Source organism: Agromyces intestinalis, assembly GCF_008365295.1.
GTDB lineage: Bacteria > Actinomycetota > Actinomycetes > Actinomycetales > Microbacteriaceae > Agromyces > Agromyces intestinalis.
The window spans coordinates 3,500,920-3,521,735 of record NZ_CP043505.1 but is presented as its reverse complement, the minus strand read 5'-3'; the positions used below and the strand labels follow the sequence as shown (position 1 = coordinate 3,521,735).

At 71.4% G+C, this 20,816-nt stretch carries 23 protein-coding genes; 3 read left to right on the top strand and 20 right to left on the bottom strand.

The window, feature by feature from the left end; genetic code table 11:
• Positions 1-2: 2 nt before the first annotated feature.
• Together FLP10_RS16045 and FLP10_RS16040 are read right to left on the bottom strand one after the other, a co-directional pair.
• On the bottom strand, positions 3-941 hold the full coding sequence (locus FLP10_RS16045) for a co-chaperone YbbN (protein WP_149161776.1): 939 nt from the start codon (positions 939-941) through the stop codon (positions 3-5).
• A complete protein-coding gene (locus FLP10_RS16040; protein WP_149161775.1) occupies positions 938-2,863 on the bottom strand; it encodes a DUF8094 domain-containing protein in 1,926 nt (641 codons plus the stop codon). The genes FLP10_RS16045 and FLP10_RS16040 overlap by 4 nt, the downstream gene beginning before the upstream one ends.
• A gap of 239 nt (positions 2,864-3,102) precedes the next feature.
• On the opposite strand from FLP10_RS16040, the gene FLP10_RS16035 reads away from it, so the two are divergent.
• Positions 3,103-4,719 carry a DivIVA domain-containing protein gene (locus tag FLP10_RS16035; protein WP_149161774.1) on the top strand — a complete coding sequence of 539 codons (1,617 nt, stop codon included), beginning with the start codon at positions 3,103-3,105 and terminating at the stop codon, positions 4,717-4,719.
• A gap of 17 nt (positions 4,720-4,736) precedes the next feature.
• Positions 4,737-5,801 carry an AI-2E family transporter gene (locus FLP10_RS16030; protein ID WP_149161773.1) on the top strand — a complete coding sequence of 355 codons (1,065 nt, stop codon included), beginning with the start codon at positions 4,737-4,739 and terminating at the stop codon, positions 5,799-5,801.
• A 2-nt stretch (positions 5,802-5,803) separates the two neighbouring features.
• Here the strand turns inward: FLP10_RS16030 and FLP10_RS16025 are convergent, their stop codons facing one another.
• From FLP10_RS16025 to rpsB, 9 genes are all read right to left on the bottom strand, one after another.
• Positions 5,804-6,538 (bottom strand): alpha/beta hydrolase, encoded by a 735-nt coding sequence (locus FLP10_RS16025; RefSeq protein ID WP_425457620.1) that lies wholly within the window; start codon positions 6,536-6,538, stop codon positions 5,804-5,806.
• The gene (locus FLP10_RS16020) at positions 6,535-6,843 is read right to left on the bottom strand and encodes a hypothetical protein (RefSeq protein ID WP_246150060.1); all 309 of its coding nucleotides are present in this window, start codon (positions 6,841-6,843) and stop codon (positions 6,535-6,537) included. Before FLP10_RS16020 ends, FLP10_RS16025 begins: the two co-directional genes overlap by 4 nt.
• A 36-nt stretch (positions 6,844-6,879) precedes the next feature.
• On the bottom strand, positions 6,880-7,506 hold the full coding sequence (locus tag FLP10_RS17790; protein WP_246150059.1) for an aggregation-promoting factor C-terminal-like domain-containing protein: 627 nt from the start codon (positions 7,504-7,506) through the stop codon (positions 6,880-6,882).
• A gap of 75 nt (positions 7,507-7,581) precedes the next feature.
• A complete protein-coding gene (locus tag FLP10_RS16010) occupies positions 7,582-8,136 on the bottom strand; it encodes a DivIVA domain-containing protein (RefSeq protein WP_246150058.1) in 555 nt (184 codons plus the stop codon).
• Between the two features lie 20 nt (positions 8,137-8,156).
• The gene (locus FLP10_RS16005) at positions 8,157-9,149 is read right to left on the bottom strand and encodes a phosphatidate cytidylyltransferase (RefSeq protein WP_149161771.1); all 993 of its coding nucleotides are present in this window, start codon (positions 9,147-9,149) and stop codon (positions 8,157-8,159) included.
• A 6-nt stretch (positions 9,150-9,155) separates the two neighbouring features.
• A complete protein-coding gene (frr, locus tag FLP10_RS16000) occupies positions 9,156-9,710 on the bottom strand; it encodes a ribosome recycling factor (RefSeq protein WP_149161770.1) in 555 nt (184 codons plus the stop codon).
• A gap of 47 nt (positions 9,711-9,757) precedes the next feature.
• Complete coding sequence (pyrH, locus tag FLP10_RS15995; RefSeq protein WP_149161769.1) at positions 9,758-10,489, bottom strand: UMP kinase; 732 nt, start codon at positions 10,487-10,489, stop codon at positions 9,758-9,760.
• Between the two features lie 151 nt (positions 10,490-10,640).
• Positions 10,641-11,471 carry a translation elongation factor Ts gene (gene tsf, locus FLP10_RS15990; protein ID WP_149161768.1) on the bottom strand — a complete coding sequence of 277 codons (831 nt, stop codon included), beginning with the start codon at positions 11,469-11,471 and terminating at the stop codon, positions 10,641-10,643.
• Positions 11,472-11,513: 42 nt separating this feature from the next.
• Positions 11,514-12,461, bottom strand: a complete 948-nt coding sequence (gene rpsB, locus FLP10_RS15985; RefSeq protein ID WP_149161767.1) for a 30S ribosomal protein S2 — start codon at positions 12,459-12,461, stop codon at positions 11,514-11,516.
• Between the two features lie 272 nt (positions 12,462-12,733).
• Between rpsB and FLP10_RS15980 the strand changes: the two genes are divergently transcribed.
• Positions 12,734-13,273 (top strand): M23 family metallopeptidase, encoded by a 540-nt coding sequence (locus FLP10_RS15980; protein WP_246150057.1) that lies wholly within the window; start codon positions 12,734-12,736, stop codon positions 13,271-13,273.
• A gap of 7 nt (positions 13,274-13,280) precedes the next feature.
• Here the strand turns inward: FLP10_RS15980 and FLP10_RS15975 are convergent, their stop codons facing one another.
• The 9 genes from FLP10_RS15975 to rplS form a co-directional block, all read right to left on the bottom strand.
• Positions 13,281-14,249, bottom strand: coding sequence for a tyrosine recombinase XerC (locus FLP10_RS15975; RefSeq protein WP_149161766.1), 969 nt, complete (start codon positions 14,247-14,249; stop codon positions 13,281-13,283).
• Positions 14,246-15,172, bottom strand: coding sequence for a metallophosphoesterase (locus tag FLP10_RS15970; protein ID WP_246150056.1), 927 nt, complete (start codon positions 15,170-15,172; stop codon positions 14,246-14,248). Before FLP10_RS15970 ends, FLP10_RS15975 begins: the two co-directional genes overlap by 4 nt.
• Positions 15,173-15,231: 59 nt before the next feature.
• Positions 15,232-16,467 carry a DNA-processing protein DprA gene (gene dprA / locus FLP10_RS15965; protein ID WP_210418427.1) on the bottom strand — a complete coding sequence of 412 codons (1,236 nt, stop codon included), beginning with the start codon at positions 16,465-16,467 and terminating at the stop codon, positions 15,232-15,234.
• The gene (locus FLP10_RS15960) at positions 16,464-18,020 is read right to left on the bottom strand and encodes a YifB family Mg chelatase-like AAA ATPase (RefSeq protein ID WP_149161764.1); all 1,557 of its coding nucleotides are present in this window, start codon (positions 18,018-18,020) and stop codon (positions 16,464-16,466) included. Before FLP10_RS15960 ends, dprA begins: the two co-directional genes overlap by 4 nt.
• Entirely contained in the window at positions 18,020-18,376 is a 357-nt protein-coding gene (locus tag FLP10_RS15955; protein ID WP_149161763.1) for a YraN family protein, read from the bottom strand. The genes FLP10_RS15960 and FLP10_RS15955 overlap by 1 nt, the downstream gene beginning before the upstream one ends.
• A gap of 123 nt (positions 18,377-18,499) precedes the next feature.
• A complete protein-coding gene (locus FLP10_RS15950) occupies positions 18,500-18,823 on the bottom strand; it encodes a DUF2469 family protein (RefSeq protein WP_149161762.1) in 324 nt (107 codons plus the stop codon).
• A gap of 5 nt (positions 18,824-18,828) precedes the next feature.
• Positions 18,829-19,521: a ribonuclease HII gene (locus tag FLP10_RS15945; protein ID WP_149161761.1), complete on the bottom strand. Its 693-nt coding sequence runs from the start codon at positions 19,519-19,521 to the stop codon at positions 18,829-18,831.
• Positions 19,522-20,259: a signal peptidase I gene (gene lepB / locus FLP10_RS15940; RefSeq protein WP_149161760.1), complete on the bottom strand. Its 738-nt coding sequence runs from the start codon at positions 20,257-20,259 to the stop codon at positions 19,522-19,524.
• 107 nt (positions 20,260-20,366) lie between these two features.
• The gene (gene rplS / locus FLP10_RS15935) at positions 20,367-20,714 is read right to left on the bottom strand and encodes a 50S ribosomal protein L19 (RefSeq protein ID WP_149161759.1); all 348 of its coding nucleotides are present in this window, start codon (positions 20,712-20,714) and stop codon (positions 20,367-20,369) included.
• Positions 20,715-20,816: the final 102 nt, after the last annotated feature.

Genomic DNA, 20,816 nt, shown 5'->3' with positions numbered 1-20,816 from the left:
GTTCAGTACAGCAGGTTCGCGAGCCGGCGGCGCGCGGCGGCGACGCGCTCGTCGTCGGTGCCCACCACCTCGAACAGCTCGACGAGCCGCTCGCGCACCCGATCGCGACCGGGCTGGTCGAGGCTCGGGAACAGGTCGAGCAGGCGCGCGAACGCGTCGTCGACGTGCCCGCCCGACAGGTCGAGGTCGGCGACGTCGAGCTGCGCATCGAGGTCACCCGGGTTCGCCGCGGCGGTATTGCGGATCTCGTCGAGCGTCTTGCCCTGCAGGCGCCCGAGCAGGTTCGCCTGTGCGAGTCCGGCGACCGCGAGCGCATCGCGCGGGTCTTGCGCGATCGCGGTGCGGTACGCCTGCTGGGCTGCGGCGAAGTCGCCCCGCGAGATCGCATCGAACGCCTCTTGGTGCAGCGGCGGCAGCGGCGGCTCCTCGGGTTCGGGTACGGCGCCCGGCTCACCGTCGCCGTCGGCGACGCGCCCGGTCACGCCGTGCTGCGCGGCGAGCTGCAGCAGCTGATCGAACACCTGGTCGATGACGTCGTCGGGCTGCACGCCCTGGAACAGCGGCACCGGCTGACCGGCCACGAGCGCGACGACCGTGGGGATCGCCTGCACCTGCAGCGCCTGCACGAGTTGGGGGCTGCGGTCGGCGTCGGCGGCGGCCAGCACGAGCGCGCCGCCTCGGGCGCGCACGAGACCAGCGAGGGTGTCGACGAGCTGACCGGATGCCTCGCTCCACGACGCCCACAGGGCGACCACGACGGGCACGGTGCGAGACAGCTCGAGGATCGGCGCGAAGCCCGAGTCATCCGTCTCGCGCACGAGCGCGTCGGTGGCGACCTGCGGCGCAGCGGCCCCGTCAGCAGGAGCCGCCGCACGCGCGGCGAGCGAGGAGAGGTCGACGGCGCCACGCAGGGCCGCGGCGGGTTCGTTGGCGTTGGTCACGGGATCTCCGATGCTGCGATGACGCTCTCGGACCAGCCGAGCACTCGGATCTGGTCGCCCGATCCGACGCTGGGCACCGAGAACAGAATCTGTACGGCGCGGGTGGACTGCACGCCCTTCGCGCTCTGCGCGGTGAAGCCCGACAGCGCGCGAGCGGGTCCGCCCTCTTGGAAGCCGGTGGTGCCGCCGTCGTTCGGGCGACTCTGCTCCACGCGCAGGATGGTGGTCGACACCAGCGCACCCGCGTCGATGGTGCCGAGCGCGACGACCGGCTGATCGGCGATGCTCGTGGCGACGTCGAGCGTCACGGTCGGGTTCGCGCCCTGCACCTCGCTCTTGCGGGTCGCCGCATCGAGCAGATTGTCGAGCTCGGTGTCGTCGAGGTCGAACAGCTCGGCCTGCGCGCTCTCAGGGCCGTCTTGCACGACCGAAGCGAACGCGGCCCCGACCCCGCTCGGCGGCAGCACGAGGCCCTTGTAGTCGGGCGAGATGAGCGGGGCGCCCACCGATGCCGGCGCGACCTCGGGGAACCCGGGGTCGGGCGCGAGCGACATGGCGTAGACGACCTTGTAGTTCTCGCGCGGTGCGGCCTGGGTGAGCACCAGCACGTTCGGCGGCACGGTCTCGTCGTCGTCGTTCGTGGCGACCGTCATGACGGTGCGCGGCCACTGGTCGGCCTTCGCCTGCTGCGGCAGGATCAGCGTGAGCGGCTCGGCGAGGATCGCCGGCGGCGCCGCGTACTCGGGCAGCGCAGCGCGGATCGAGTAATTCGCACGGCGTGCCTCGAGGGCGGGGCCGGCGAAGCGTTCGGCGAGCAGGTCGCCGTCGCGGCTCAGATCGACATCGGCGGTGAATGTCGCGATCCGCGCCATGATGCGCTCCCATTGGGACACCGAGACGACGGGCTCGACCGGCTCCTCCTCGGGCGCCGAGGTCTCGGCCCCGGGGGTCGCCGCGGCGGTCTCGGTGGGTGCGGGCGCGTTCTCGAAGCTCGGCCAGTAGTCGGCCGAGCACGAGGTCAGGGCGAGGGCCGGCACGACGAGCAGGGTCGCGGCCATGGCACGGCGACCACCCGACTTGCGCCCGCCGCCGAGGGCGAGGCGGTTGGGCTTCGGGGCGCTGGGCAGCTTCTGCCGGCCCTTCGGCACGTTGCGTCGCGGCCCGCGCGAGCGGCGGTGCCCGATGATGCCCGACACGAGCAGCGCGGCGCCGACCAGGAAGAGCGCGGCGCCGCCGACGATGAGCGGCCCGGCCCACGGCGTCGAGTTGTCGAGCGGCCAGGCGATCGCCACCGTGTCGGGCAGGGGGTCTTCGCTTCCGGATGCAACGATGACCGACACCCCGGCGGGCAGGTCGACCGTCATCGAGGCACGCCGGTCGGCGCTCAGCTGGTCGAGCCAGAGGTCGCTGCCGGCGGGCGATACGACCGGCTCCGCCGCGGTCTCGCCCGGAGCGGGGGTTGCCGTCGGTGCGGCCGGATCGGCGGGCGCAGCGGGGTCGGCGGGCACTGCGGGCGTCGCGGTCGGAGCGGGGCGGGCGGTGCCGCCGGTGGTCGTGTCGTCGGACCCGGTCGCGTCGTCGGACTCCTCGTCAGGTTCACGCAGCTCGGTGACGAGCTCACCCGACTCGGGGTCGAACCCGACCGAGAGATAGGGGTCGTCGCCGATCCATGCGGTGACGTCGGCGCTGCGCCCGTACGCCGCGAAGACGGTGCCGCCCGTCGAGGACACCTGGATCGATTGGCCGCCGGTGTGCGCGGCGAGCGCGTCCGGCTGGATGACCGCGTACGACGCCGCACTGGGATCCAGCTCGGCGACCAGGGACACGCGGTCGGGCTCCAGGAACACGGTGCGCTGGGCGATGCCGAGCCCGATCATCACTGCCGCGGCGAAGAACGCCGCGATGGCGAGGACGAACCGCACGGATCAACTCCCTCCGGGGTCGCTGACGCGACCGGATGACATGAACACCCCACACTATCGGGCGGATCTGGGAGCGCGCTCACGGAACGCTGGACGTGGCGCGGAGCAGCCCGGCGCCCTCCGTTTCGAGACGCCGCCGGACTGGTGCGAATCCGGGCGCCTCAGCACGGCTTGCGCCCGTACAATCGGATGCGGATCCCGCACGCCCCCCACATCGCGGGACACGACCCGGAGGAAGCATGGCCGTCGAAGAGACCGAGTTCACCCAGGTGTTCCGCGGATACGACAAGGACGAGGTCGATCGCAGCATCAACGGGCTGCGTCGCGACGTCATCACCGCGAACAGCCAGATCGGCGATCTCACCAAGGAGAACAAGCGTCTCCTTGCACGCATCGAAGAACTCACCGCCGAGCTCGAAGAGGTCGGCAGCCCCACGTTCTCGGGCCTCGGCACGAAGCTCGAGAACACGCTCCGCGTCGCCGAGGAGCAATCGACCCGACTGATCGCCCAGGCCGACATCGACGCCGAGAAGCTGCGTCGTGCCGCCGAGGACGACGCGCACCTCATGAAGGCCGACGCGCAGGAGCTCGCCGACCGGACCCTGAGCGAAGCCCGCTCGCAGTCGGCGCGCATCCTCGAGAATGCGCGTTCCGAGGCCGACGACACGGTGTCGCGCGCGCAGGAGGCGAGCGAGCAGCTCCGCCAGGACGCCGCCCGCGACGCGGCCGCCATCCGCGGTGCCGCCGCCACCGAGGCCGCCGAGACCCGCTCGAGCGCCAAGCGCGAGGCGTCTGCGACGGTCGCCGAGGCCGAGCGCACGGCCAAGCAGCTGCTCGTCGAGGCGAACGCCGAGGCGACCGAGGCGCGCGCGACCGCGGCCGGGCTCCAGCAGGAGACCGAGCAGACCCGTGCCGAGGTGGCGATCGAGCTCGACCGCCAGCGCGCCGAGCTGGCCAAGGAGACCGAGCAGGCGCGCATCGACCTCGCCCGTGAGACCGAGCAGGCCCGCATCGATCTCGACCGGCAGACCGCCGAGGCGAAGGACGCCATCGAGGCCGAGATCGCCGAGCGTCGCGCGACCCTCGAGCACGAGCTCGAGCAGGCTCGCACCGACCTCGACCGCGAGCTCGCCGCAGCACGGGCGAAGCTCGACGAGGAACGCGAGCAGGTGAAGGTCGACCTCGGTCGCGAGACCGAGACCGCTCGGTTGAAGCTCACGCACGAGCTCGAGCGGATCCGCACCAAGCACGCCGCCGAGCTCGAGCAGATGCGCGCCGACCTCGCCCTCGAGCAAGAGCAGGCCCGCGCCGACTTCGAGGCCGAGGCGGAGCAGGCCCGCATCGACCTCGACAACCAGCTCACCGCGATGCGCAAGAAGACCACGCACGAGGTCAACCGCATGCGTCGCGAGGTCGAGCAGGCCCGTATGGACCTCGAGGCCGAGCTCGCCACCAAGCGCGACGAGGCCGAGCAGGAGCTGCTCGTCCGTCACCGCGAGGCCGTCGCCGAGACCCAGAAGTTCCTCGACGACGCGAACGCCGAGCTCGCCGAGGCGACCGCACGCACCGCCGAGGCGCGTGCCGAGGCCGAGCGACTCGAGGCCGAGATCCGCAGCGAGATCAACGGCCTCCGCGAGAAGGCCGAGGAGGAGGCGAGCAAGCGCGTCGCCGACGCTCACGCTCAGGCACGCAAGCTGATCGCCGACGCCGACGAGCGCACCCGCGCTCTGGTCGCCGACGCCGAGGACCGCCTCGCGCAGATCCGCATCGAGCGCGACGCGGTCGCCGGCTACTTCGAGAGCCTGCGCGGCGTGCTCACCCAGGCTGAGCAGGTCGCCGCCGGACAGCAGGCCTGAGTCGACGGGGGCCGGCCGTGCGCATCGATCACGCGTTCCGGGTCGGACTGATCGGCACGCTCGGTGTCGGGGTCGGCCTCCTCATCCTCTACTCGGTCGCGAGTCTCTCGACGATCCTCACCTACGTCGGAGCCGCGCTCTTCCTCGCCCTCGGCCTCGAGCCCGCGATCGCGTGGCTCGAGCGCCGGGGGCTTCCACGTTGGAGCGCGATCCTCGTGGTGCTCGCGGTGGTCGCCGCGGTCGCCACCGCGTTGCTGCTCGCGGTCATCCCGATCGTGGTCGACCAGGTCAGCCAGCTCGTCGAGCAGGCGCCGGCCGTCATCGCCCGCTTCAGCACCACCGAGTGGCTCGACCAGTTGCAGCAGCAGTTCCCGCAGCTGCGCGTGCGCGAGATCTACGAGAACCTCTCGAACGCGGTGCTCGACATCGTGAGCAACCCGATCCGCGTGAGCGAACTCGCGGGCGGCATCTGGCAGGTCGCCATCGCGATCGGCGGCGGCGTGTTCGGGGTCGTCGTGGTCACGATCCTCACGCTGTACTTCACCGCGTCGCTGAACCCGATGAAGCGGGGCCTCTTCCAGCTCGTGCCGGCCACTCAGCGCGCCCGGTTCGCCGACCTCACCGACCAGATCACCGACTCGGTCGGGCACTACGTCATCGGACAGGTCTCGCTGGCGGCGATCAACGGAGTGCTCAGCTTCGTGTTCCTATCGGTCATCGGGGCGCCGTTTCCCGCCGTGCTGGCGTTCATCGCGTTCATGTTCTCGCTCGTGCCGCTCGTCGGCACGCTGACCGGTTCGGTGCTGATCGTGCTGGTCTGCCTGCTGCCGGGGCTCGGCTCGCCGCTGACGGCGTTCGTCGCGGCGATCTACTACCTGTTGTACATGCAGGTCGAGGCATACGTGCTGTCGCCGCGCATCATGAACCGCGCCGTGAAGGTTCCCGCGGCGGTCGTCGTCATCGCCGCGCTGGCCGGCGGCACGCTGCTCGGTATCCTCGGCGCGCTCATCGCGATCCCTGTTGCCGCGGCCGCGCTGCTCATCATCAAGCAGGTCGTGATCCCCCGCCAGAACGAGCGCTGAGCTCAGCGAGCCGCGTCGGCGGGCCAAGTCGTCGGCAGCGGTGCCGAGCCGGGCAGCACGGTTTCGACGATCTCGTCGAGCACCCGACGGGTCTGGCTCTCGCCGACCCAGAGGTGCTTGCCGCCCTCGACCGGGACGACCCGCGCGTGAGGCACGGCGGCGAACTGCTCGGCCGCCTCGGCCGGCTGCAGGAAGTCGTCGTGCTCGGGAACGACCGCCACCACCGGCACGCTCGCGCCGTTCCACCGAGCGAGCTCGGCCGGCGTGGTACGCCGCAGCGGTGGCGAGAGCAGGATGACGCCCTCGATGTCGTGCTCGAGGCCGTACTTCAGCGCCAGCTCGGTGCCGAACGACCAGCCGACCAGCCACGGCTTGGGCAGCCCGCGCTCGCGCACGAACGCGACGGCGGCCGCGACATCGGCCCGTTCGGCGACACCGTCTCCGAACTCGCCCTGACTGCGTCCGCGCGGCGACGACGTGCCACGGGTGTTGAACCGCAGCACCGCGAACCCCACCATCGCGGGCAGCCGGGCGGCCGCCTTCCGCAGCACGTGCGAGTCCATGAACCCGCCGTGGGTCGGCAGCGGGTGCAGGGTGACCAGGGTGGCGACGGCCGGCCGCTCGACCGGCGTGGCGAGCTCGCCGACGAGGGTGAGGCCGTCGCTGGTGTGCAACTCGATGTCCTCGCGCACGGCGGGCAGTTCGACGGCGGAGCGGATCTCGATCGACTCGGTCACGGGTTGGTCGTCCTCCAGCAGTGGGTGTGCCAGTGGCGGCGGGCGGCGAGGTCGGCCTGGTCGCCCAGCACGCCGTCGGCACGCCAGACGACGAGATGCGCCGAGGCGGGCGGCACCTCACGCCCGCAACTCGGGCAGGTGTACGACTTGACGGCCTGACGCTCGGACACGGGCTGGACGTACCATTCGCGGCCGCCACGCACTTCGGTGCGCTTCCACCCGGATGTCAGGCGTTCGACGTCGAGTTCGGGATGCCCCTCCTTCGCTCGAGCCGCGCGACCGCGGTTCCGGCTGGTGGGGGGCATGCGTTCCAGTCTACGGCGGGTCGGCGCCGGTCGAGATCAGTACCAGCCGGAGTCTTGCGAGTGCGCCCAGGCGCCGCAGGGCGTGCCGTACCGGCCCTGCACGTAGCCGAGCCCCCATTCGACCTGGGTCGCCGCGTTCGTCTCCCAATCGGCACCGGCCGACGCCATCTTCGAGCCCGGCAGGGCCTGCGGGATGCCGTAGGCGCCGCTGCCCGCGTTGTACGCATTGACCCGCCAGCCCGACTCCTTGGCCCAGAGGGCGACCAGGCAGTCGAACTCGGTGCCGGGCCAACCGCGTGCCGCGACGGCCTCGGCCGCGTACGCCTGCGCCGAACCGGGATCGGGCGTGACGGCGGGCGGCGCCCACCCGCTCGAGGCGGCCGTGGACTCCTGCTGTTCGGGTTTGAGCTCGACGGAGTAGGACTCGTTCGAAACGGTGACCTGGTACTCGCCCGACGCGGTCATGCGCTGTGCGTCGGCGCCGAAGAGCGGGCCGCCGGTACGGAACCCGGCCGAGGCGCTCGCACCACCGTAGGGGTCGACCATATTGACGAACACGAGACCGAAGACGGCGAACGACGCGAACAGCACGACGGCCGTCTGCTTGGCCTGGGAACGGACCCCACCGCGGATCGGTTCGCGTGACGTCGGGGCGGTACCCACCGACTGCGATCCTGAATGCCTACCCACGATGGGTCGAGTGTAGCGAACCGAAGGGGCCGGGGTGCACCGCCGTCGTCATCGCACCGCGAGCATGACGTCGACGACCGCGTCGAGCACGAGATCGACCTGCGCCTCCCGGTATCCGCCACGCTGAGCGCGGAACGAGACCGACCGTACGTCGTCGACGCTGATCGGCCATCCGTCGCGGAAGTACCGAGCCAGGCGGTCGGCGAACTTGTCGACGTCGCGCACGTGGTAGCCGAGCACGAGCGGGCTCATCCGGTCGAATCGCTGACCCTCGGGGCGCGCGAGGCGGTTCGAGACCACCTGCGCGGTCGTCCGGGCCTCGACCAGCCATGACTCGTCGCCGTGCAGCCGTTCGGCGATGCGCTTCTCCTTCGCCGCGAACGCATCCTCGAGGCGCTCGAGCGCGGCGTCGACGTGCGCCGTCGAGTATCCGCCCTTCTGCACGGCGAAGGCGGTGAGCCGGATGCTCTCGGCGCTCAACTCGGGATCGTCGGGCAGCGGCTGGCCCTCGAACGCACGGCGTGCGACCGCGAGGAACTCCTCGACCTGGTCGACCCGATAGCCGAGCTGGGGCTTGCGGGCACGGGGGAACGTCGAATCCACCGCACCAGTATCGCGCACGCTCATCCGAAGAACCGGAACGCCACGAACGCGACCGCCGCGGAGGGCAGGATCGAGTCCAGCCGGTCGAGGAACCCGCCGTGGCCCGGAAGCCAGGAGCTCATGTCCTTGATGCCGAGATCGCGCTTGATGAGCGACTCCGCGAGGTCGCCGAGGGTCGCGGTCAACAGGATCGCGGCGCCGAACAGCAAGCCGAACCACCACGGCTCGCCGAGCATGAACACCGCGCACAGGGCGCCGGCGGCCAGGCTCACGCCGGCTGCGCCGGCGAAGCCCTCCCAGGTCTTCTTGGGGCTGATCACGGGCGCCATCGGGTGCTTGCCGAACGAGAGCCCGAACGCGTACGCGCCGGTGTCTGCGGCGACCGCGATGATGATGAACGCGAGCGTCCAGTACTGGCCCCCGTCGGCGGCGGTGAGCACGACCGCGAACGTCGCGAGGAACGTCACGTACCCCTGCACGAACGCCCCCGCGGCGAGATCGCCGACGAGACCGTTGCGGCTCGGGGCATCCGACCGCCGCTGGAACGCAGCCTCGACGAGCCGCCACAGCGTGACGACAGCGATGCCCGCGACCACCGCGACGAACTGACCGCCGGCCCCGAAATAGTACGCCACCGGCACCGTAAGCACCGCGACGGCGACCGTCGGCACCACGGGCACGCGGATCCTGGCGCGGCGGAACGCCTGCGTGAGCTCGAGGCTCGCGAAGCCGGCGACGACGACCGCGAACACCATGAAGAGCTCTTTGATGACGAGCAGGCTCAGCAGCAGCGCGCCGCCGAACGCCAGCCCGATCAGGATCGCCAGGATGAGGTTTCGGCCCGTCCGGGCCTTGATCTTCTCCTGCGCCTGATCGAACTGTGCGCGCCCCGCCTCGAACTGCCGCTCGAACTCGGCGCGTTTCGCATGCACCTGGGTGCGGAAGTCCTCACGCGAGACCGACGGGTCGTCCTCCTCGGCGCTCGGCCGCTCCCCCTCGGGGACGCCTGACATCTCGCCTCAGACCTCGAGGAGTTCGGATTCCTTGCGCTTGAGCGCATCGTCGATCTGGTCGACGTGGCCCTTCGTGACGTGCTCCAGCTCCTTCTCGGCGCGGGCCACCTCGTCGTCGCCGACCTCGCCCTTCAGTGCGTCGAGGTCGTCCTTCGCCTTGCGACGGATGTTGCGCACCGACACCCGCGCGTCCTCGGCCTTGGAGCGGACGATCTTCACGTACTCCTTGCGGCGCTCCTCGGTCAGCTCGGGCAGCGTGACGCGGATCAGGTTGCCGTCGTTGGTCGGGTTGGCACCGATGTTCGGCGTGTCACGGATCGCCTGCTCGATGTCGCGCAGTGCGCTCTTGTCGTACGGCGTCACGACCAACGTGCGCGCCTCGGTGTTGGTGAGCGAGGCCAGCTGCGCGAGCGGCGTGGGCGTGCCGTAGTAGCTCACCATGATCTTCTGGAAGAGCTGGGGGTTCGCCCGCCCGGTGCGCACCGTCGCGAAGTCGTCCTTCGCGACCTCGACGGCCTTCTGCATGCGTGCGGTGGCATCGGACAGTACATCCGCGATCACGGGAGCTCCTTCGTTCGCTACTCGGGACAGTCTATCGAGCGGCCGGTTCAGCGAACCGCCGCCGGGGCGCCGTTGCGCACGATCGTGCCGAGGCTGGCGCCGAGGATGGCGGCCGTCACGTTGCCCTCGGGCTCCATGCCGAACACCTGCATGGGCATGCCGTTGTCCATGCAGAGGCTGAACGCGGTCGAGTCGACCACCTTGAGGCCGCGCTGCAGCGCCTCTTGATACGAGATCTCGTCGATCTTCTCGGCCGCGGGGTTGATGCGCGGGTCATCGGAGTAGACGCCGTCGACGCCGTTCTTGGCGACCAGCACGACGTCGGCGCCGATCTCGAGCGCGCGCTGGGCGGCGACCGTGTCGGTCGAGAAGTACGGCAGCCCGGCGCCGGCGCCGAAGATCACCACGCGGCCCTTCTCGAGGTGCCGCTCGGCACGCCGCGGGATATACGGCTCGGCGACCTGCGTCATCTCGATCGCCGACTGCACGCGGGTCTCGGCGCCCGCCTGCTCGAGGAAGTCCTGCAGCGCGAGCGAGTTCATCACCGTGCCGAGCATGCCCATGTAGTCGGCGCGCCCGCGGTCCATGCCGCGCTGCGAGAGCTCGGCGCCGCGGAAGAAGTTGCCGCCGCCGACGACGATCGCCACCTCGACGTCCTGTGCGGCCTGCGCGATCTCACGTGCCAGCGCGCTCACCACGTCGGGGTTCACCCCGAGTGCACCGCCGCCGAACGCCTCCCCCGAGAGCTTCAGCATCACCCTGCGTCTGCGATCCGTCATCCCCTGCCGTCCCTTCAGGTCAGCCCTGTGTCAAAACTAGTGGTTCGTGTCTGCGCTCAGCAGATGCGATGCGACGGATGTCTCGGGCGAGGCATCCGGGCGCATGAAAAGGGGAGTCCGGATCGATGATCCGGACTCCCCTTGGCGAAACCTACGCGCCGACCTTGAAGCGGGCGAAGTCGCTGACCGTCAGGCCCGCGTCCTGGAGGACCTTGCTGATGGTGAGCTTGTTGTCCTTCGCGTAGTCCTGCTCGAGCAGCGCGACCTGCTTGAAGAAGGCACCGAGGCGACCCTCGATGATCTTCGGCAGCGCGGCCTCGGGCTTGCCCTCGTTGCGCGAGATCTCCTCGACGATGCGGCGCTCGTTGGCCACCGCCTCCTCGGGGACGTCCTCGCGGGTGAGGTACTCGGGGTTCGCGAACGAGATGTGCTGCGCGATCGAGCGAGCCGTGTCGGCGTCGGCGCCCGCGTAGCCGAGGACCACGCCGACCTGCGGGGGCAGGTCCTTCGAGGTCTTGTGCAGGTAGATCGAGAAGTGCTCGCCCTTGACGAGACGCACGCGGCGCAGCTCGACCTTCTCGCCGAGGATCGCGGCGTCCTGGTCGATGACCTCGGCGACGGTCTTGCCCTCGGCCGGCGCGGCCAGGGCGGCCTCGACGGTCTCGGCGCGCGACGCGGCGACGGCGGCGAGCACGCGGTCGGCGAGGCCGACGAACTTGTCGCCCTTGGCGACGAAGTCGGTCTCGCAGGCCAGCTCGATGAGGGTCGCGGTGCCGTCGCCGTTGTCGACGGCGGCCACGAGGCCCTCGGAGGTCGAGCGGTCGGCGCGCTTGGCGTTGCCCTTGGCACCCTTCAGGCGAAGGATCTCGGTCGCCTTCTCGATGTCGCCGTCGGCCTCGACGAGCGCGTTCTTGGTGTCGGTCATGCCGGTACCGAGCTGCTCGCGAAGCGCCTTGATGTCGGCGATGCTGACGTTGGCCATGTGGAATGGACTCCCTGTCGTTCGAAGTGTGGTGGGTGTCGACTACTCGGCGGCGGGCGCGTCGGCCTGCTCGGCCGCAGCCTCGCCGGCCTCGTCCGCGGCCGACTCGGTCGCGGCGATCTCGGTCGCGGCCTCGTCGACGACCTCGGCAGCCTCGGCCTTGGCCTCGGCCTCGGTCTCGGTCTCGGCGACCTTCTCGGTCTCGGCCGACGACTGCTCGGGGGTGGTCTCGGTCGACGCCTGGAGGAGCTCGGCCTCCCACTCGGCGAGCGGCTCGGCCTCTTCGCCCTCTTCGGGCTTCTGGTGGCGCTGGATAAGGCCCTCGGCGGCGGCGTCGGCGATGATGCGGGTGAGCAGGCTCACCGAGCGGATCGCGTCGTCGTTGCCCGGGATCGGGTACTGCACCTCGTCGGGGTCGCAGTTGGTGTCGAGGATGCCGATGACGGGGATGCCGAGCTTCTTCGCCTCGTCGATGGCGAGGTGCTCCTTCTTCGTGTCCACGACCCACAGCGCCGACGGCGTCTTGGTGAGGTTGCGGATGCCGCCGAGCGACTTGTGCAGCTTGTCGAGCTCGCGCTTCTTGAGGAGGAGCTCCTTCTTGGTGAAGCCGCTCGTGGTGCCCTCGAAGTCGAGCTCCTCGAGCTCCTTCATGCGGGCGAGACGCTTCGACACCGTCGAGAAGTTGGTGAGGAGGCCGCCGAGCCAGCGCTGGTTCACGAACGGCTGGCCGACGCGCTGCGCCTGCTCGGCGATCGACTCCTGCGCCTGCTTCTTCGTGCCGACGAAGAGGATGGTGCCGCCGTGGGCGACCGTCTCCTTGACGAAGTCGTACGCCTTGTCGATGTAGGCGAGCGACTGCTGCAGGTCGATGATGTAGATGCCCGAGCGCTCGGTGAAGATGAAGCGCTTCATCTTCGGGTTCCAGCGGCGGGTCTGGTGCCCGAAGTGCACGCCGCTGTCGAGCAGCTGGCGAATGGTGACGACGGCCATGAGCCGTTCTCCTTCTGTTCTCGGTTGTCTGCTGCCGGCCGGCGGCCGGAAGCCCTGGTGCCCGGCACGCTCCGCCGACTCCCCGCAGTGAGCGAGGAGGAGGACCGATGGAGTCGTCTGCCGAATGGGCACGCGTAGTCGCCCCGACACGCGGGGCGCTCCTGATATGCTACCACGGGAGCCCTCCTCCCCAGCCCGGTCGCGGGCAGTGCCGGCCCACAGGGCGGGCGGCATCGGGTCGCATGTCGCGCAGCGCCGAGGATGCTGACCGGATGACTCGTCGAATCCTCATCCTCTCGCTCGCGGCGATCGTCGGCATGGGCGCGGCCGCAGCGTCGGCCGCCGCGGTGACCCCGCCGGCCACGCCCCTGTCGACCGGATCCCTCGGCCCGAGCATCGACCCCGGTTGGGTCTGGCCGGTCGAGCCGCCGATCTTCGTCGCGCAGGCGTTCCGGGCTCCGGCGACGCCGTACTCCTCGGGCCATCGCGGCATCGATCTCACGGTGGCACCCGGCGCCGTGGTCGCCGCGCCCGCCGACGGCGTCGTCGTGTTCGCGGGCATGGTCGCCGGACGCGAGGTCGTCACGATCGACCACGGTCACGGGGTACTGAGCTCGTACGAACCGATCGAGGCGAGCGTCGAGGTCGGCCTGGCGGTGCACGCGGGCGACCCGATCGGATCGGTCGCGACCGGCGGACACTGCGACGACGAGTGCCTGCACCTCGGCGTCCGCATCGACGGCGAGTACGTGTCGCCGTTCCGGTTCCTCGGCGGCGTGCCGTCGGCGGTGCTGCTGCCGTGGCGCGACTGACCGCGCGCTACGCGCGCGGGTGCGCGAGCCGGTAGCTCTCCTTCAGCCGTTCGGTCGAGACGTGCGTGTAGATCTGGGTCGTGCCGAGGCTCGCGTGGCCGAGGAACTCCTGCACGGCACGCAGGTCGGCCCCGCCGTCGAGCAGATGGGTCGCGGCGGTGTGCCGCAGCGCGTGCGGACCCGACGGCCCGCTGCCCGGCAGGTCGGCGAGCAGCGACGCGACGAGCCGGTGCACGGCTCTGACCCCGAGCCGGCCGCCGCGTGCGCCAACGAAGACCGCGGGCGTGGCCGGCGCGGTCGGGCCGGCGGCGGTGAGCAGTGCCGCCCGGGCGCCGTCGAGGTACCGCTCGATCGCGCGCGCCGCCGGCGCCCCGTAGGGCACCACGCGCTCTCTGTCGCCCTTGCCGATGACACGTACGGTTCGGGCGCGCCGATCGAGGCGATCGAGGTCGAGGCCGACCAACTCGGAGACGCGCAGCGCCGAGGCGTAGAGCAGTTCGAGAATCGCCGAGTCGCGTGCAGCGATCGAGTCGCCGTCGGCGGCGCGGGCGTCGAGGCCCGCCAGCAGGTCGGTGATCGCCGGCTGCGTGAGCACGCGCGGCAGCGCGCGATGGGGCTTGGGCGCACGCAGCCGCGCGCCCGGATCGGCGGCGAGCGCACCGACTCTCGTCAGCCAGGCGCACCACCCGCGAGCCGACGCCGCACGACGCGCCACCGAGCTGCGCGCGAGTCCGCGTTCGGTCGCCAGCCACAGCCAATCGCGCAGCAGGGCGAGATCGATGCCGGTGACGACGTCGACACCGCGCTCGCGCGCGAACGCCGCCAGTTCGGCGAGGTCGCGCGAATAGGCGGTGACGGTGTTCGCCGCGACGCCGCGCTCGAGCCTGAGATGCTCGAGGTACTCGTCGACGAGCACGCTCAGCCCGTCGGTCACGGGCGCGGGTGCCTCGGCCGAGGCGCGGGCAGCACGGGTCATCCGCTCGCCTTGCGGCCGAAGCGCTCGAGCCGCCCAGCCTCGTCGAGCGCTTCGAGCTCGGAGAGGAACTCGGCGCCGAAGCTCGTCACGACCGGGAACTCGCCGACCGGCACCACCGAGGTGATCGCCCCGCCGTCGTACAGGTGAACGACCGAGCACGACTGGCCGCCGTCGAGGCCGACGAGTTCGCGCGGCGGCGCCGAGAGGTCCATGGTGTACGCGAGCGCGCCCGCCACTGACACCGGGATGCCCGCGAACACGCCGTTCGTCGGGTAATGCAGGTGCCCGCCCAGGATGAGGCGCACGTCGGTGCCGGCGAGCGCCTCGGCGAGCAGCTCCTGCCCGCGCAGCTCGAGCACGTCCATGATCGCGAGCGGTGTCGCGATCGGAGCATGGTGCAGAGCCAGCACCGTGCCGTGGGCGGCAGGTCGGGCCAACTCTGCCGAGAGCCATTCGACGACCGCCGCGTCGATGCGGCCGTGGTGGTACCCCGGCACGCTCACGTCGAGCGCGACGATGCGCAGCCCGTCGACCGTGACCGATCGGTGCACGGGCGTCTCGCTCGGCGCCTCGTCGAGCAGCCCGGCGCGGAATGCGGTGCGCTCGTCGTGGTTGCCCATCACCCACACGAGCTCGGCCCCCGTGGCAGCCACGAGGGGTGCGACCGCCGCCTTGGCGCGGCGATACGCATCGACTTCACCCAGGTCGGCGACGTCGCCGGTCACCACGATCGCGTCGATCGACGTGCCGAGCCGCGTCAGTTGGCCGACGGCGCGATCGAGTCGAGCGACGGTGTCGACCCGGCCGCCGAGCCGGGCGCCGCCCGCGAGCAGGTGCGTGTCGGACAGGTGGGCGATCACGTGGCGCGCAGCAGGGTACCTGCCGAGCCGCGGCCGGTCGCTCTGGTCGTCGATGGCGTGCACGGCGCCAGCCTACGGCGACCCGACGACCCGGTGGCGGGCACGCGCCGCCGCGACCCGCGTTACCCGGCCAGGCGCCGAGCCACCCATCCCGACGGATGCCTCGCCACGCGCCCCTCGGCCTCGAGCGCGCCGAGCACGGCCATCACGCGTCGTGGTTCGACGCCGGCCCGTCGCGCCACGTCATCGAGCGTTCGCGGGGCCCGCGAACTCAGCGCGTCGAGCACGCGCACGGTGTCGGGGTGGACGCCCCTCGCGCGCGGTGCCGCTTCGGTCGGGTCGTCGAACAGCGCGACCGCCCCGAACCCGCCGGCGCCCCCGGCCAACTCCGCCATCTGGTCGGCGTCGACGACGCAGACCGCGTCGCTCTCGCGCAGGAGTCGATGGCATCCGGCCGAGGCGGGACTCGTGACCGGCCCGGGCACCGCGCCGACCGGCCGCCCGAGCTCGGCCGCGTGGTTCGCGGTGTTGAGCGATCCCGATCGACGTCCGGCCTCGATCACCACCGTCGCGCCCGAAGCCGCGGCAATCAACCGATTCCGCTGGAGGAACCGCCATTTCGTCGGCGCCGAGCCGCACGGCACCTCCGAGAGCACGGCGCCGGTCTGCACGATGCGCGTGAGCAGGTCTTCGTGCCCGAGCGGGTAGAACCGGTCGATGCCGCCGGCGAGGAACGCGACCGTGTCGCCGTCGCTGCGCAGCGCCGATCGGTGCGCCATGCCGTCGATGCCGTAGGCACCACCCGACACGATCGTGAACCCGCGATCGACGAGCCCCGCCGCGGCCTCGATCGCCATGTGCTCGCCGTACCCGGTGGCGGCCCGCGCACCGACGAGCGCGATCGACGGCGTCATGGGTGCGACCGCCGAGGTGCGCCCGCGCACCCACAGCGCGATCGGGACGTGCACGCCGAGGTCGTCGACGCCGACCGGCCAGTGGCGGTCGTCGGGCAGCAGGAGTCGCGCACCGACCCGGGTCGCCTGTGCGAGGGAGCGCAGGTACGCGTCGGGATCGAGGCGCGGCATCCACCGCTCGAGGGCGTCGGCGACGGTCTTCGGCGCCGCGGCCGCCTCGGGCGGGAGGATCGCGGCGAGCGCGGCCGGGTCGGGGCGACCGAGCAGGGTTTGGGCGGTCGCGACCGCCCCGACGTGCGCGATCGCGCGCCCCATCACCCCGTCGCCGGGCTCGGCGAGCGTGCCGAGCAGGGTGCGGGCGAACCCCTCGGGATCGTCGGACGAGCGCCCGACCGCGACGAGCGCGTCGCCCGCGCGGGCGAACAGCGCGTCGAAGCCGTTCACTGCGCTACCGCCTTGCGCAGGAAGAGCGCCTCGCCGACGTGGTCGGCGCCGGGCCGCCCAGCGCCCTCGAGGTCGGCCAAAGTCCATGCCGCTTTGATCACGCGGTCGTAGCCGCGCATGGTGACCGAGCCGCGCTCGAGCGCCCGGTCGAGCGCGGCGGTCGCGGTGCCGCCGGGGTGCAGCCCGCCGGCGCCTCGGATCCACGGGCCGGGCATGTCGGCGTTCACGCGCCACGGCGTTCCGATGAGGCGTTCGGCGGCGGCGGCGCGTGCCCGCAGCACCGCTGCACGCGCCTCGGCGGTGGTCATGGTGCGCCGCTCCCCCGCCATTCTGAGTTCGGCGGCCGTGATGCGCGGCACCCAGAGCCGCAGGTCGACGCGGTCGAGCAGCGGGCCCGAGATGCGGCCGAGGTACCGCCGGCGCACCGAGGGCGCACACGTGCAGTCGGCGTCGCGGACGCCGTGCTGACCGCACGGGCAGGGGTTGGCCGCGAGCACGAGCTGGAATCGGGCCGGGAAGGTGGCGACCGCGTTCGCGCGGTGGATGCTGATCGTGCCCGACTCGAGCGGTTGACGCAGCACGTCGAGTACCGAGGAGGGGAACTCGGGCGCCTCGTCGAGGAACAGCACGCCGTGCGAGGCGCGGGGTGCGGCGCCCGGGCGGATGACTCGACTGCCGCCGCCCACCATGGCCGCCGCCGAGGACGTGTGGTGCGGGGCCTCGAACGGCGGACGGCGGCTGAGCCCCTTCGGAGCGCGCCCCGAGAGCGAGTTGAGCGACGCGACCTCGAGTGCGGCGTCGGTGTCGAGGTCGGGCAGCAACCCGGGCAGCCGGGACGCGAGCATGGTCTTGCCGGCGCCGGGCGGCCCCTCGAGGAACAGGTGGTGTCCGCCGGCCGCGGCGACGAGCAGCGCACGCACCGCGGCCTCGTTGCCCGCGACGTCGGCCAGGTCGGGCACTGTGAGCCCCGCGTCGTCGTCGGCCTCGGCGGCCGCGACCGAGGGCGGGTCGCCGCCGAGCAGGCCCTCGGGCACCTCGTACCGTCCGCCGTGCCAGACGGCCGCCTCGGTGAGCGTGGCCACCCCGATCACCCGCACGTCGGGCACGAGCGACGCCTCGTCGGCGTTGGCGGCCGGCACCATGACGGTGCGATGCCCCGCCCGGGCGGCGGCGAGCACCGCGGGGAGCACGCCGTCGATCGGGCGGACCCGCCCGTCGAGCCCGAGCTCGCCGAGGTGCACGACCGACTCGACGGAGGCCCGGTCGACGCCGCCGCTCGCGGCGAGGCACGCGATGGCGATGGCCAGGTCGAAGCCCGAGCCGTGCTTCGGCAAGGACGCCGGCGAGAGGTTGACGGTGAGCCGGCGGTTCGGCAGCGGGCATCCTGCGTTCGTCGCGGCCGAGCGCACCCGGTCGCGCGCCTCGGCGAGCGCGGCGTCGGGCAGCCCGATGATGACGACGTTCGGCAGCTGGCTCGACAGGTCGGCTTCGACGTCGACTATCGACCCCGCGAGCCCGAGGAGGGCGACCGACCTGGTGCGTGCGACAGGCATCAGCCGAGCCCTTCCAGGTGCTCGATGAGCGCGGGGGCCTCGCTCGGCGCGAGCACGGCGACCGCGTCGAGCCGGATACGCCCGACCATGCCCTCAGCCGCTTCGCACCAGGCGACGGCGAGCCGGCGCATGCGTGCGAGCTTCAGGGCCGTGATCGCCTCGAACGGGTGCCCGTAGCCGGCGCCCGTACGGGTCTTCACCTCGATGAAGACCGTGTCGTCGCCGTCGCGCGCGACGATGTCGATCTCGCCGAGCCGGCATCGCCAGTTGCGGTCGAGCACGACCATGCCGCGCGCTTGCAGATGGTCGACGGCGAGCTGTTCGCCGCGCCGACCGAGTTCCGTGTTGTGGGCCATCCGCACCACCTCCGCGACCAGCGTCGCGGAGGCAACGATACGACGACCTCGCCGGGGCGCCGGCTGTCGAAGCCGGTCGCCGATGACCGACCTGTCGAGGAGGACTCGAGCGCGTGCGGCGACCTATTCGTCGAGCGCGAGTTCCTTCGGCAGTTCGAACTCGCGCGTCGCGAGCTCTTCGATGTTCACGTCCTTGAAGGTGAGCACCCGCACCGCCTTCACGAACCGGTCGGCACGGTAGACGTCCCACACCCAGACGTCTTTCATCGCCAGTTCGAAGTAGAAGTCGTGCTCGGTGTCGCGGCGCACGAGTTCGACCTCGTTCGCGAGGTAGAAGCGACGCTCGGTCTCGACCACGTACTTGAACTGCGACACGATGTCGCGATACTCGCGGTACAGGGCCAGCTCGACCTCGCGGTCGTAGTCGTCGAATTCGTCCTCGTCCATCGGACTCATCGTACGCTGAGGTCGAACAGCGACGGCTCCTGCGCCGGGGCCGTCGAGCGGTCGTGCAGCCAGGTGTGGCGATGCATCGCACTCGGTCCGTGCTCGGCCAGCGCGGCGAAGTGCCCCCGCGTGGAGTAGCCCTTGTTCTCGTCCCAGCCGTAGAGCGGCAGGTCGTCGTGCGCGCGGCGCATCCCGCGGTCGCGGTGCACCTTGGCGATGACGGATGCCGCGGACACCGACGCGCAGTCGCGGTCGGCCTTGATGCGCGTGATCACCTGCGCGCGATGCTCGATCGACTGGCTCAGCCAGTCGTAGTTGCCGTCGAGAACGAGCGGCAGGCCCGACTCGAGCGCAACCTGGTCGGCCAGCCGCGCCCACGCGCGCGCACCGGCGAGGCCGAGGCAGGCCATGATGCCGAGCTCGTCGATCTCATCGGCGGATGCCTCGCCGACCGCCGAGGCGTGCACCCACGCCGCGGCGCGCGGCGCGAGCAGCTCGCGCTTCGGCTCGGGCAGCAGCTTCGAATCGCGCAGGCCCGCGGGCATGCGCCGAATGTCGGGGGCGATCACGACCAGCCCCACGGTCACGGGGCCGGCCAGGGCCCCGCGGCCGACCTCGTCGCAGGCGAGCACGAACGGCACGCCCTCGGCGAACATCGCGCGTTCGATGCGCAGGTCGGGGGCGTTGCGAGGTGCCATTCAGCCCCGCCCCTTGTCGACGCCGTCGAAGACCTCGGGATAGTTGCCGAGCCAGGCCCAGTGCGACACGGGCCAACTCACCACGAACGCGCGACCGACGACATTGTCGACCGGCACGAACCCCTTGAGCGGAGTGTCGCCGTTGTACCGCGAGTCTTGCGAGTCGTACCGGTTGTCGCCCATCATCCAGAGCCGATCGGCCGGCACGGTGACGTCGAAGTCGTCGCGCGAGGCCTTCTCTTCGCCGGGCGGCAGGGTGATGTACGGCTCGTCGAGCGGAACGCCGTTCACGCTCATCTGGCCGAGCGCGTTGCAGCACGTGACGTGGTCGCCGGGCAGGCCGATGAGCCGCTTCACCAGATGGTCGTTCGAGTCGGGGGCGCTGAGCCCCACCAGTGCGAGGAACCAGTCGACCGCCGCGACGAGCGGCGGCTGCTCGGGTTCGACGCGCGCCGGAAGCCACCCGCCCGGGTCGCGGAACACGACGACGTCGCCGCGCTCGAGCGGCACCACCTCGGGCACGAGCTGGTTCACGATGATGCGATCGTCGACCTCGAGGGTGACCTCCATCGAGCCCGAGGGGATGAAGAACGACCGGATCAGGAACGTCTTGATCAGGAACGAGACGAGCACCGCGACCACGAAGATCACGAGCACGTCGCGAAGGAACAGCAGGGCCCCGCGCCTGCGCCGTGTCGCTGCCGTCGTCATCGTTCCGCCATCGCCGTCTGCGCGCATGGTGCGAGTGTGTTCGTCTGTCATTTAACCGCCCGAGCTCCCCACCCAGTCTAGGGGTGGGGAGCTCGGTGAAATCGCCGGAGCGGCGAGGGACTCGCCGCGCGAGATCAGTTCTCGCGCTTCTCCTTGATCTTGGCCTTCTTGCCGCGCAGTTCGCGCAGGTAGTACAGCTTCGCGCGACGCACGTCGCCGCGGGTGACGACCTCGATCTTGTCGATGATCGGCGAGTGCACCGGGAACTTGCGCTCGACGCCGACCTGGAAGCTGATCTTGCGGACCGTGAAGGTCTCGCGCACGCCCTGGCCCGAACGGCCGATGACGACGCCCTGGAAGACCTGGACGCGCGAGCGGGTGCCTTCCACGATGTTGACGTGCACCTTGACGGTGTCGCCGGGGCGGAAGTCGGGGATGTCGCTCTTGAGGCTCGCGGCGTCGACGCTGTCGAGGATGTGCATGATGGTTCGCTCTCTGCGCCCGCCACCGGTCGAACGCGGATCATGGATGGAAGTGTCTGGTGCCGCCCGCGCGGGATTCGCGCTGTGCGTGCTCCCCGGAGG